This window comes from Caloramator australicus RC3 (genome assembly GCF_000297115.1).
Lineage (GTDB): Bacteria > Bacillota > Clostridia > Clostridiales > Caloramatoraceae > Caloramator > Caloramator australicus.
Genome location: NZ_CAKP01000082.1, coordinates 22,396 through 36,038, shown reverse-complemented (window position 1 = coordinate 36,038; position 13,643 = coordinate 22,396). Strand labels below are relative to the sequence as shown.

The following is a 13,643-nucleotide window of genomic DNA, read 5'->3' as shown; positions in this document are numbered from 1 at the left end:
CCAAAAAACACATTTTCGGCAGATGGCAAATTACCGGAAAACCCTGTATTTAAGCCGTTTTTTAGGCGTTTATTTGTTTGTTACATTTTGCATCAATACTACACACTCAACGTGGGCCGTTTGAGGGAACATATCAACAGGCTGAACTTCAATTGTTTTATACCCCAATTTCTCTAGCAAATTTAAATCCCTTGCCAATGTTGACGGATCACAGGAAACGTAAACTATTCTTTTGGGATTGGCCTTTGCAATTGAATGAAGAAGCCTTTCATCGCAGCCTTTTCTCGGTGGGTCAACGACTACTACATCTGGAATAATTCCTTTTTCAATTAATTTCGGAATCACCTCTTCGCTCTTACCAACAATAAATTCAACGTTTTGCATATCATTTTCCCTTGCATTTTCCCTTGCATTTTTTATTGCTTCTTCTACAATTTCAACACCATAAACCTTTTTAGCTCTTTGAGCTAAAAATAACGATATGGTTCCAGTTCCGCAATAGGCATCAAAAACTATTTCATCTCCAGAAAGATTTGCATATTCAAGGGCTTTATTGTATAAAACATTTGTTTGAACAGGATTTACTTGAAAAAATGACAATTGGGAAATTCTAAATTTAAACTTTCCTATGTAATCAGTTATATAATCCTGCCCCCAGAGCAAAATGTTTTTCTCACCTAAAATTACATTCGTGATTTTGCTGTTAATATTTTGGACTATACTTTTTAGCCCATCAATGTTTTTGACCATTAAATCAATAAATTCTTCTTTAAAGGGCAGCTTTTCTCCGTTTGTTACTATTACAACCATAACCTCTCCAGTTGCAAAAGCCTTTCTTATCATTATGTGCCTTACTATTCCACTTCCATTTGTTTCATCATAGGGCTCGATGTTATATTTATTAATCCACTCTCTTGTCAAATTCACAACTTTATCAGCAATTTCATCTTGTATAAAACACTCTCTTACATCTATTACATCATGCGTCCCCTGCTTAAAGAATCCTATTTTTACTTCTCCATTTTCTCTTCTTACAGGAAGCTGCACCTTGTTTCTGTATCTTAGAGGTTTTTCCATTCCTATAGTGTTATGTATTTTAACATTAGTTATTTTACCTATTCTGTTTATAACGTCTTCTACTCTTTCCCTTTTAAACTCTAATTGGCCTTCATAGGTCATGTGCTGAATTTGACACCCACCACATGATTCATAAATTGGACATATGGGATTTGTCCTATATTGTGATGATTTTACTATCTCTATTAACTTACCAAAGGCAAAGTTTTTTTGAACTTTTTGGATTTCAACTTTAACCTTTTCTCCCTTTAATGCACCCTTAACAAAGATTGCAAAGTTTTCAATCCTTCCAACTCCTTCGCCTTGAAAACCCATACCTGTTATATCAAGTTCATAAATCTTTCCTTCTTCAACTGGGATATATTTAGCCAACTTCATCACCCTTTTTAATATTTTTATCTTTAATATTTTATCAGAATAGAAATATAAAATAAACAATAATATGCTGTAAAGCAAGATAAAACACAAAAGATAAATTTTTCATTTAACAAAAAAATAGCACACCTTAAGGTGTGCAAAGATAGAATCAGTTGCCACTAATTCATTTTTAATTATTGCCAAGTTTAAAAAGTTTTATTCAACTATGCCGTAATATTAGCCTTTCCGCTAAACACCATTCCGTTTCTTGGAAGCATAGTAATGAGCGTTCCGTGTTTTATTATCTTAGTTGCACCTTCTGCTGCAACAATGATTGGTATACCATTGTTTATACATTCTACTGCAGCATCTGTAGTCAAACTTCCTTCTTCTATAATAACTCCCGCTGCCCTTTCAAGAACCGGCTGAATGTATTCCTTTTGTAATTCCTTTGTAACTAGTATGTTTCCTGTTTCAAGCATATCATCAATATCTTTGTTATACATAACTACGCATGCTGTTCCATATACCGGATTGCCTACACCCTTACCCTGAACTAGGGTATCCCCAACAATTGAAACCTTCATCATATTTGTAGTTCCAGTAAATCCTACCGGAACACCAGCTGCAATAACAACAAGGTCCCCCTTTGAAACAAGTCCTTTGTTTAGAGCTTCCTTAACTGATAAATCTATAACTGCATCGGCTGATTCCATTTTTGATGCAATTATCGGATATACTCCCCACACTATAGATAACTTTCTTGCAACATCGTCATAAGGAGTTGCAGCAATTATTTGGCATTTTGGTCTATATTTTGAAACCATTCTTGCAGTGTGGCCGGATTGAGTTGCTGTGATTATAGCGGAGGCATTAAGTTCTGCTGCTGCAGTTACTGTTGCAAGGCTTATAGCATCTGGGACTGTGTTTAACCTTTGTTTTGCCTTCTTTTCAAGAAGCATATCAAAGTTTAAAGCAGTTTCAGCCTTTTCTGCAATTCTTGCCATCGTCTTTACAGCCTCTAATGGGTATTTACCATTTGCAGTTTCACCGCTTAGCATTATAGCGTCTGTTCCATCAAATATTGCATTTGCAACGTCAGTAACTTCTGCCCTTGTTGGTCTTGGATTTCTAATCATAGAATCTAGCATCTGGGTTGCTGTTATAACAGGTTTTCCTGCTTTATTTGCCTTTTCAATTAACATCTTTTGCACTAAAGGAACATCTTCCGCAGGAATTTCTACTCCTAAATCACCACGGGCAACCATTATTCCATCTGCAAGCTTTAATATGTCATCAATATTATCAAGTCCCTCTTGATTTTCAATTTTGGCTATGATTTGTATATTTTGTCCGCCGAATTTTTCTAGAACCTTTCTTATTTCAAGCACATCTGAGGGTTTTCTTACAAAGGATGCAGCAATATAGTCTATTCCCATTTCAATACCAAACTTAATATCAGCAATATCTTTTTCAGTTAAAGCTGGAAGGTTAATCTTAACATTGGGTAGATTAACTCCCTTGTGATTTCCAACAGGACCGCTGTTTAAAACTCTGCAGTGAATATCTTGTCCCTCAATTCTTTCCACTAAAAGTCCTATAAGTCCATCATCTATAAGGATGGTATCTCCTGGCTTAACATCTTCATGCAATTTTTCATAGGTTACAGAACATATAGTATTGTCTCCCTCAATCTGTCTTGTAGTAACTATAAATTCCTGGCCTTCAACAAGCTCAACCTTTCCGCCTTTGAAATTGCCTGTTCTAATCTCAGGCCCCTTTGTATCCAATATTATCGCTATGGGTTTTCCAAGCTCTTCTCTTAGTTTTTTAATAAGCACAATTCTTCTCCCATGTTCTTCATGGTCCCCATGGGAAAAGTTAAGTCTTGCAGCATTCATTCCTGCGTCTATAAGTTTTCTTAGCATTTCTTCACTTTCACTTGCAGGACCTATCGTGCACACAATCTTTGTTTTTCTCATACCTTCAACCCCTTAAAAAGATAATATTTTTGCAAGTTCATACATATAATCATCGCTTTTCTTTTTCATTGAAAGCGCCTCTACGATATCCATGTCTATAATCTTGCCGTCCCTTATTCCAATAACTCTCTGGCTCTTTCCTTCCATTAAAAGTTCAACAGCCCTTGCACCCATCTTTGATGCAAGTATTCTATCAAAGGCAGTTGGACTTCCACCCCTTTGAATATGTCCTAATTTAGTAGCCCTTGTTTCTATTCCTGTAATCTCTTCAATTTTCTTTGCCAAATCCTCTGCTCCTCCAACACCTTCTGCTAAAAGTATTAAGCTGTGCATCTTACCTTTTGCCTTACTTTCAATAATAGTTCTACATAACTCATTAAAATCATATGGCTGTTCAGGTATGATTATACTTTCAGCTCCACCGGCAAGCCCAGCATAAAGAGCAATATCACCACAGCGTCTTCCCATAACTTCAACAATTGAGACCCTTTCATGGGAAGTTGATGTATCCCTTAGTTTATTTATAGCATCCAAAACTGTGTTAACTGCTGTATCAAATCCGATTGTATAATCAGTATAGGCAAGGTCATTATCTATAGTTCCAGGAATGCCAACAACTTTAACGCCATGCTCGTTTGATAGTTTCATAGCTCCTGTAAAGGAACCATCCCCACCAATTACAACTAGTCCTTCTATTCCAAAAACCTTTAATACGTTGTAAGCCTTTTTTCTTCCTTCTTCTGTTCTAAACTCTTCGCTTCTTGCAGTTCTTAATATAGTTCCTCCTCTTTGAATTATGTCAGAAACACTTGAGGATGTCATTTCAAATATTTCACCATTTATTATTCCATTATAACCTCTTTGTATTCCCATTACTCTTAAACCATTAGCAAGTCCTGTTCTTACAACTGCCCTTATAGCTGCGTTCATTCCTGGTGCATCTCCACCGCTTGTCAATACTCCGATGGTTTTCATATATTTAACCTCCTTTGTCCATACGGGACAAGCATTGTCCCACTTTTTGAATAATCTAGCTGTATATTACATGTTCCTTCTTTAGACAAAAAGTATTTTATTTTACTTTAAATTTAAAATCAATACTTTTAAATAATTTTAACACTCTTTTTGTTATATAACAACAATAATTTTGGTATCAGACTGTTGAAAAAGTTATTTTTTGATAAGCCCCGTGAAGGATTTCCCTGGCATTCGCTCATTTCGCTAAGCAATTCTAAGCTTTTCTTTGTTTTCAAAAGTCCTACCCTCGTGAGCCGACATCCGTGTCGGCCACTCGGCTCTGCACGTCCGTGTGCAGAATTACGGACTTTTGAAAAGTCGAAAAGCAAGAATTGCTAGAGCTCATGAAAGATGCCTTTTTGAAATCCATTCACGGGGCTCTTGCAAAGTCTAAACACCAATGAGAGTTTGTCTACAATCTGTATAACTGCCTAAAGGCAGTTATACTACTTTAATATTATCTTCTCCAAATTCACTTTTTAAAATCCCTATAAGCTCATCATTGACCTCTACCCAAAGTTCCCTCGAAGCCATTAGGATCTTCTTTGAATCCTTTAAAACTATATAGATTGGTGTAAGGCCTTTAAATTTAATTATCTCAGGCTTTATTCTTTCTATTTGTTTTTTCCATTCCTTATCATCAAGTCTAATATATAATTTATTGATCGTCTTTTCATATCCCCTTAACTGTTCTATCTCCTCTGCAATTATCTTAGGCTGTTCCTCTTCCTTTATCGATACTCGTCCTTTAACTATAACTATATTGTCCTCCATGATAATCTTGCTACATTTTTGATACGTCTTTGGGAAAACCAATACTTCGATAGTTCCATTCATATCCTCAATTTTTATAAATGCCATTATTTCATTGTTTCTTGTAGATTTAATGCTTATATTTGTTATTATTCCACCTATGACAACCCTCTGACCATCTTCAACCTTAACATCTATATGGTCATGATCCTCCGCACTGATTGAATATATTTCAGAAATTTTAGTGTTAGTTAAAAGCTCTAATTGTTTTTCTAAGTCTTGAAGCGGATGCCCACTTATATAAAGGCCAAGCATTTCCTTTTCCATCGCAAGAAGATATTTTTTATCAAATTCTTTGATATCCTCAAAATCATCCTTTTTAAGGTTTACAAGTTCCTTTTGGAAAAAACCAATTTGCCCATCTATAACTTGCTTTTTTTCACTTAATATTGAATCAATAACCTTTTCATAATTATTCATTAAGACTGAACGTTTTAGTCCTAGGCTGTCAAAGGCTCCTGCCTTTATCAAACTTTCTATAGTTTTTTTATTAACTTCAGATAAATTAACCCTTTCGCAAAAATCTCTAAAGCTTTTAAAATCTCCATCCCTTTCCCTGGCTTCAATAATTGATTTTATTGCTCCTTCACCTACGTTTTTAATCGCAACCAATCCAAATCTTATCTTATCTCCTTCTACCGAAAAATTCTCAAAGCTTTTGTTTATATCCGGTGGCAGAACAGTTATATTCATCCTCCTGCATGCATTTATATAAAAGGCTATTTTATCTGAATTTCCCATTACGCTTGTTAAAAGGGCCGTCATAAACTCAACAGGATAGTATCTTTTCATAAAGGCAGTCTGATATGCAACAACTGCATAGGCTGCTGCATGGGACTTGTTAAAGGCGTAACTTGCAAAATCCATCATAATATCAAATATCTTATTGGCAACCTCAAGGCTTACCCCATTCCTTAAGGCCCCAGGGACGATAATATTTCCTTTATCATCTTTTAAACCATAAATAAAATTTTCCCTTTCCTTCTCCATAACGTCATGCTTTTTCTTTGCCATAGCCCTTCTTACAAGGTCCGATCGTCCTAGTGAGTATCCTGCTATATCCCTTACTATTTGCATAACCTGCTCTTGATATACTATACATCCATAGGTAACATCAAGAATAGGTCTTAATTTTTCATCAATATATTTAATGTCTTCAGGATTGTTTTTATTTTTTATATACTCAGGAATTTGATCCATAGGTCCTGGTCTATATAGGGAAATCCCGGCAATAATATCCTCAAGGCTTGATGGTTTTAATTCCTTCATAAAATTTGTCATTCCTGAAGATTCAAGCTGGAATACTCCTTCTGTCTTTCCTTGTGATATCATTTCATAAACGCTTTGGTCTTCAAAATCGATACTGTCAAGGTCTACCTTTATTCCTTTATTTTTATAAACCAAGTCTACAGCATCCCTTAATACAGTTAAGGTTCTAAGACCCAAAAAGTCCATCTTTAAAAGTCCAAGTTCCTCTAAAATAGTCATTGGAAACTGTGTTGTTATCGTATCTTCATTTTTCGTAAGTGGAACATATTCTACTAATGGCGCAGAGGATATTACAACGCCTGCAGCATGGGTTGAGGAATGCCTTGGTAGTCCTTCTAAAGAGCGGGCAATGTCAATAAGATGCCTTATTCTTTCGTTGTTTTCATATTCTCCCTTTAGCTCGGGATTTAATTCCAAAGCCCTATCTATGGTCATTCCAAGCTCCATAGGAATCATTTTAGCTATAGTATCTACTTCAGCATAAGAATAGTTAAGAGCTCGTCCTACATCTCTAATTACAGCCCTTGCAGCCATGGTTCCAAAGGTAATAATTTGTGAAACCCTATCCTCTCCATACTTTTTAAAAACATAATCTATAACTTCCTGTCTTCTTTCGTAGCAAAAGTCAGAATCTATATCCGGCATGCTAATCCTTTCGGGATTCAAAAATCTTTCAAAAAGAAGATTATATTTAATTGGGTCAATCTTTGTAATACCTAATGTGTATGCAACAATAGAACCTGCTGCAGAACCTCTACCCGGTCCCACCATTATATTGTTTTCCCTTGCAAATCTTATAAAGTCCCAAACTATCAAAAAGTAATCCACATATCCCATTTTTTCAATTACTTCAAGCTCATAATTTAATCTGTTGATAACTTCCTTTGACGGTTCTTTATATCTTTCATAAAGGCCATTAAAGCATAATTCTCGTAAATACACATTTGCTTCCTTTCCATCAGGAACATCAAATTTAGGAAGCTTTGGCTTGTTAAATTCAAGTTCAACATTGCACCTTTCTGAAATTTTTATAGTATTTTCTATAGCTTCAGGGACAAAGTCAAAAAGCCTTTTCATCTCCTCAGGAGATTTTAAGTAAAATTCATCTGTTGGAAATTTCATTCTATCCTCATCATCAATTGTCTTCCCCGTTTGAATACATAAAAGGATTTCATGGGCAACTGCATCCTCTTTATTGACATAATGAACGTCGTTAGTTGCTACAAGTGGAATTCCTGTTTCTTTTGAAAGATCAATTAATTTTTCATTTACAGTCCTTTGCTCCTCTATACCATGATCTTGAAGTTCTAAATAAAAGTTGCCCCTTCCAAAAATATCTTCAAGCTCTAGAGCTATTCTCTTTGCGTCTTCATAGCGTCCTTTTAATAGTAAATCCTGAACTTCACCAGCAAGGCAAGCCGATAAGGCTATAATGCCCTTTGAATATTTTTTAAGAAGCTCTTTATCAACCCTTGGTTTATAGTAAAATCCTTCTAGGGCAGCCTTTGAAACTATCTTCATTAAATTTTTATAGCCTTCATTATTCTCAGCTATTAAAACCAAATGATAATATTCATTATCTATGCCTGCCACTTTATCCGTCATTTTCCTTGGAGCAACATAAACTTCGCATCCTAATATAGGCTTAATTCCAACTTCTCTGCAGGCCTTATAAAAATCAATAACACCGAACATTGCTCCGTGGTCTGTGATGGCAAGTGATGGCATTCCATATTCCTTTGCCTTTTTTACTATATCCTTTATCCTCGATGAGCCATCCAACAAACTATATTCTGTATGAACATGAAGATGAACAAAACTCATCTTCATTCACCTACTTTCTAAAAATTCTTGTGCTCAAAAGAGCCTTGCCAATTATCTCTTTATCATCCTCTGAAATCATTTCAACTTCAACCTTAGAATAGTTTTTGCTACTATCGATGCAACGTGCATAAACAGCTATATTAGTATCCAGTTGAACTGGTTTCATATAATAAACAGTAAATGAATCTACCGAGATATTAATATTATTATTGCATTTAAGAGCCATTAAACCTAATGTTGACATAATTAATGACAATGTATTCCAGCTTGCTGTTCCAAGTGGGCTTAACATTTCAGGCAATATTTTACCAACATATTTAAAACCATTATCTATTTCTTCAAAATTGAAATTTTTTAAAATCATGTCATCAATAGTTTCCCCTATCTGTGGTTGTCCGCTAATTTGCTGCAGCGCTGCAACTATATCTTGTCTACTGACCATACCTACAAGGCGCTTTCCTTCGACAACCGGCAAATACTTTACCCCATCCCAAATGGTAAGATGAGCAGCATATGCTACTGATGTCTTGTTGGTTACAAATATTACATTTTTATTCATAAATTTATAAACCTTTTCATAGTCAAAACCATCATGAGGTAAATCGTTTACTGAAATAACCCCAACTAATTTTTGGTGTTCATCAACAACAGGAAGTAAGTCATAATTAGCTTCCTTTATAATTCTTCTAGTTTTTCCTACATCATCTTGTGTTGTAACAAATGCAACATCTGTTTTCATTATGTCTTCAACAAGGATGATATCCTTTTTGATTAGATTTTCCGCTAATGCCTTATTTATAAGGGCAGCCGTTGTAAAGGTATCGTAGGAACATGATATTATAGGCAGCTGCTTTTGATTGGCGTATTGCTTTATCTCATCGCTACATCCAAAGCCTCCTGTTATAAGGACAGCGCATTCTTTGTCAAGAGCTAATTTCTGAGCTTCTTCTCTATTACCTACTATTAACAAATTACCCGGGGACATATATTTTTCCATAGCATCAATAGTCATAGCACCAATCATAAATTTGTTTAATGTTTTATGGAGTCCCTCTCTTCCACCTAATACCTGTCCATCGACGATGTTCACAACTTCAGCATAGGTTAGTTTCTCTATATTTCTTTTAGTCATTTTTTCTATTCTAACTGTTCCAATTCTTGGTACAGCACTAACAAGCCCCATATTTTCTGCATCTTTTATTGCCCTGTAGGCTGTCCCTTCGCTAACATTAAGTTCATTTGCTATGGTTCTTACTGAAATCTTTGTCCCAATCTTTAAATTTGTAATATACTTAATAATCTCTTCATGTTTTGTCATGCCATCAACTCCTATTCATCCCTTAACTCCTCTGCTATCTTTTCTATTTTTCTCAATCTATGGTTGATTCCCGATTTTCCTATTGGTGGATTTAACATTTGCCCTAATTCCTTTAATGATATATCTGGATAATTTAATCTAAGTTCTGCAACCTCCCTTAAATTTGGTGGAAGCTTTTTAAGTCCTATCTTTTCCTGTATTAGTTTTATGGATTCTATTTGCCTTACAGCAGCATCGACAGTTTTATTTAGATTAGCAGTTTCACAGTTAACTAGTCTATTAACATTATTTCTCATCTCTTTATATATTCTTACATTTTCAAGTTCTAACAGAGCATTATGAGCTCCAATGATATTTAAAAGATCTATTATTTTATCCCCTTCTTTGATATAAACCACATAGCTGTTTTTTCTTAAAATTATTTTTGCACCTAAATCAAAGGAGTTTAGAAGCTTCATTACATCTTCAGCTAGCTCTTGATTGTTTGATACAAATTCTAAATGGTAAGTTTTTTCAGGGTTACTTATTGAACCTGATGCCAAAAATGCACCTCGCAAAAATGCCTTCTTGCAGCAGCTTTTTTTAATTAAATCCACGTTAATTTTATTATTAAACCCTATGGTACCATCATGATATTCCTTTAAAACACCTAAACTTTTTAAGATCTCATTGGAATTCATATCTGCAGAAACAACCACATAGTAAATATTATTTTTCTTTAATATATTATTTTTCTTTACCATTACATCTGCATGGACATCAAAAAGAGATTTTAATAGAGAAAAAATCCTTCTTGCAATAGCAGGGTTTTCAGTTGTAACCTTAAAGCTTAGCCCCTGTTTTGCATTTATATTAATACTGCCGCTTAATTTAATAATTGCTGCAAGCTCAGCCATTTGGCAGCACTTCTTTTCATCAATAATTCTACTCAGTTCATTTTTTACTTCGGCAGAAAAAGACACCGTTACACCTCCTGCTTTCTCATCCTTATTCTTTCTGATAAATAAAAATAATCTACTATTCTCTTTTTATCCTTTGGGAAAACCTGCTTTAAGATAATTTTCATTATTGTTTCTGCAAGCTTTTTTGTGTTATGTCTTAAATACCCATATTTGTTAATATCAACAAGATCCTCTTCGATAACCTTAATATTTTCCGGTAAGTTTTTAATATCATTAACCACCATATATTGTCCATCTTTTTTATACTTTTCATAATAAAATTCCGGGACTTTACCGTTATTTGCAATAACAAATTCTACAAGGCCTTTACCACAATGTTTTTCAATGGCTTTAACATGCTCAGATAGAGTATAATCATCCGTTTCACCAGGTTGGGTCATAATATTAGATACATATATTTTTATAGCCTTTGACTTTTTTATCCTTTCCGCTATTTCTTTTATAACTAAATTAGGCAAAACGCTTGTATAAAGACTTCCAGGCCCAATTACAATACAATCAGCATTTTCAATAGCAACTAGCGCCTCTTCAAGGGGCTTGGGATTAATTGGCTCTAGAAAAACCTTATCGATTTTTGAACTTCTTTCTAAAACCTCATAAGGGATTTTAGATTCTCCCTTTATTATAGTTCCGTCATCAAGCTTAGCACACAGAGTAACATTCTCCAAAGTAACAGGATAAACCTTTCCTTGAACAGCAAGGACATCGCTCATCTTTTTAATTGCTTCAAGGAAGTTACTTGAAATACCATTCATAGCAGCTATAAATAAATTTCCAAAACTTTGACCCTTTAAATCTCCATCCTTAAACCTATACTGCATTAGCTCCTCCATAAGAGGCTCAGTATTTGCTAATGCAACAAGACAATTTCTAATATCCCCTGGCGGTAGCATTCCTAAAGACTCCCTTAAAATTCCGCTTCCTCCACCATCATCAGCTACAGTAACAATTGCCGTTATATTTGATGTATATTCCTTAAGTCCCCTTAGCATAGTAGATAGTCCTGTTCCCCCACCAATCGCCACTATCCTTGGCCCTCTTATAAGAAGTCTTTGTTCATAGAGCTTTTCCTGAAAGTTTTTCTTTAGGCCATTTGATGTATTACATCCAACCAAAATAAGCATATTTTTAATTAGTAATTTTAACGAAACATAAAGTAAGATAATCCCAAGAATAATTATTAAAACGTTATAAAACAAATATATATTAAAATTATTTCTCATAATTAAAATATTTGAAAGTCCATAAGCTAAAATAAATAACCCAAGTCCCCCAAGAAATACCCATCTTTTTAATTTAAGTCCAGGTCTAAACCAATCCCAAAAACTCATTTTCCTACCTCTCCTGATACATCCTTAGAAATATCTCTATGATTTATTAAAACAGTATGCCCATTGTCCTTGAGTCTTTTATAAACTTCACTTGCAAGAACTACAGATCTATGCCTTCCCCCTGTGCATCCGATTGCTATGACTAACCTTGACTTTCCTTCTTTTATATAGTTAGGTATTAAAAACTCAAATAAATCAGTTACTTTTTCTAAAAATTCTTTTGCTTCGGCGCTACTTAAGACATATTCCCTTATATTTTCTTCTAATCCTGAAAATCTTTTTAATTCTTCTATATAATATGGATTTGGCAAAAATCTAACATCAAATACTATATCTGCATCAATAGGTATACCATATTTAAATCCAAAGGATTGAACAGAAATCACAAGACTTTCAAAGTTTTCTCCACTTACAAAGATCCTTTCAAGTTCTTCCCTTAGCTGTCTTGGCAAAAGATCCGATGTGTCTATAATATGCTTTGCTTGTTTTTTCACCTCATTGAGCTTTAACCTTTCTTTTCTTATGGCTTCAAATATGTTTCCGTCATAAGCTAAAGGATGATTTCTTCTTGTTTCTTTATATCTCTTTACCAGTATCTCATCCTTTGCCTCTAGGAATAATATTTCATAATTATAACCCATACTTTGCAACGACTTTAACGCCATGAAAAGATCATTAAAGAATTCTCTTCCTCTAATATCAACAACTATTGCTATTTTTTCAATCTTGCCACCTGTTTGATAACATATTTCAGCAAATTTGGGTATAAGGGCAGGCGGAAGATTATCTATGCAGAAAAATCCAAAATCCTCTAAAAATCTTATAGTCTGAGATTTTCCAGCACCTGATAGACCTGTTACTATAACAAAATTCATTTAAAATCCCCCTCAAGATTCAATATTTATTATTCTATCAAATGGCAAGCCGGCTCTTAATGCTATTGCTATCCCATCATCGACTTTGCCAACATCCTTAGGTTTATGGGCATCACTGTTGATAACAAAATTAACGTTTTCCTTCATAGCTATTTTAACATAATCAACATTTAAAAATCCATGGCTGCTATTAATTTCTAAAAGCGTTCCCCTTTCTGCAGCAGCCTTTGCAATCTCACGAGTATCTATATCAACCTTAGCACCTGGATGTGTGATTATATCAATATTATAATTTTTTATGGCCTTTACCATAGCAATTGTATTGGTTATTCTAGCATCTCTTTGAAGAATGGGAACTATCCTAGACAGCTTATTTTTAAAATAAAGCTCCCTCCAATCCCTTACTCCTTTAAAAAAGGCTCCATTATGAAAACCTACAAGAAGAACATCTAAAAGCGATATGACCTCATCATCAACATCCAGCTCTCCATCGACACTAATTATATTAGCCTCAATTCCAAGAAGTATTTCAATTTCTTTAAATTCTGTTTTTAGCCTCTCAATTTCATCCCTCATTTTATACAAATCCTTTTTGTTAACCCCATAAAGCCAATGTCCAGGTCCATGATCGGCTATAACTATCTTTTTTAATCCCTTATTTATTGCCTCAACAATATTATCCCTAATACTACCTTTTCCATGACTATATTTCGTATGAGTATGATAATCCGCTATAACCCTCATATTCATCCTCCGTATAAGCAAATTACATTAATTATTATATCACATTTTTATTACAAAAATTATATAAATTAAGG

At 34.4% G+C, this 13,643-nt stretch carries 9 protein-coding genes; all 9 read right to left on the bottom strand.

The window, feature by feature from the left end; translation table 11 throughout:
* Positions 1–69: 69 nt before the first annotated feature.
* Positions 70–1,449: a 23S rRNA (uracil(1939)-C(5))-methyltransferase RlmD gene (gene rlmD / locus CAAU_RS07525; RefSeq protein WP_040306243.1), complete on the bottom strand. Its 1,380-nt coding sequence runs from the start codon at positions 1,447–1,449 to the stop codon at positions 70–72.
* 209 nt (positions 1,450–1,658) lie between these two features.
* Entirely contained in the window at positions 1,659–3,416 is a 1,758-nt protein-coding gene (gene pyk / locus CAAU_RS07520; protein WP_008908834.1) for a pyruvate kinase, read from the bottom strand.
* 12 nt (positions 3,417–3,428) lie between these two features.
* Positions 3,429–4,391, bottom strand: coding sequence for a 6-phosphofructokinase (gene pfkA / locus CAAU_RS07515; protein ID WP_008908833.1), 963 nt, complete (start codon positions 4,389–4,391; stop codon positions 3,429–3,431).
* A 483-nt stretch (positions 4,392–4,874) separates the two neighbouring features.
* Positions 4,875–8,339: a DNA polymerase III subunit alpha gene (locus tag CAAU_RS07510; protein WP_008908832.1), complete on the bottom strand. Its 3,465-nt coding sequence runs from the start codon at positions 8,337–8,339 to the stop codon at positions 4,875–4,877.
* A 10-nt stretch (positions 8,340–8,349) separates the two neighbouring features.
* Positions 8,350–9,657, bottom strand: a complete 1,308-nt coding sequence (locus CAAU_RS07505; RefSeq protein WP_008908831.1) for a DRTGG domain-containing protein — start codon at positions 9,655–9,657, stop codon at positions 8,350–8,352.
* Positions 9,658–9,668: 11 nt separating this feature from the next.
* Complete coding sequence (gene whiA / locus CAAU_RS07500; RefSeq protein WP_008908830.1) at positions 9,669–10,619, bottom strand: DNA-binding protein WhiA; 951 nt, start codon at positions 10,617–10,619, stop codon at positions 9,669–9,671.
* A gap of 2 nt (positions 10,620–10,621) precedes the next feature.
* The gene (locus CAAU_RS07495; RefSeq protein WP_008908829.1) at positions 10,622–11,950 is read right to left on the bottom strand and encodes a gluconeogenesis factor YvcK family protein; all 1,329 of its coding nucleotides are present in this window, start codon (positions 11,948–11,950) and stop codon (positions 10,622–10,624) included.
* Positions 11,947–12,825 (bottom strand): RNase adapter RapZ, encoded by an 879-nt coding sequence (rapZ, locus tag CAAU_RS07490; RefSeq protein WP_008908828.1) that lies wholly within the window; start codon positions 12,823–12,825, stop codon positions 11,947–11,949. Before rapZ ends, CAAU_RS07495 begins: the two co-directional genes overlap by 4 nt.
* A gap of 12 nt (positions 12,826–12,837) precedes the next feature.
* Positions 12,838–13,569: a PHP domain-containing protein gene (locus CAAU_RS07485; protein WP_008908827.1), complete on the bottom strand. Its 732-nt coding sequence runs from the start codon at positions 13,567–13,569 to the stop codon at positions 12,838–12,840.
* Between the last annotated feature and the right edge of the window lie 74 nt (positions 13,570–13,643).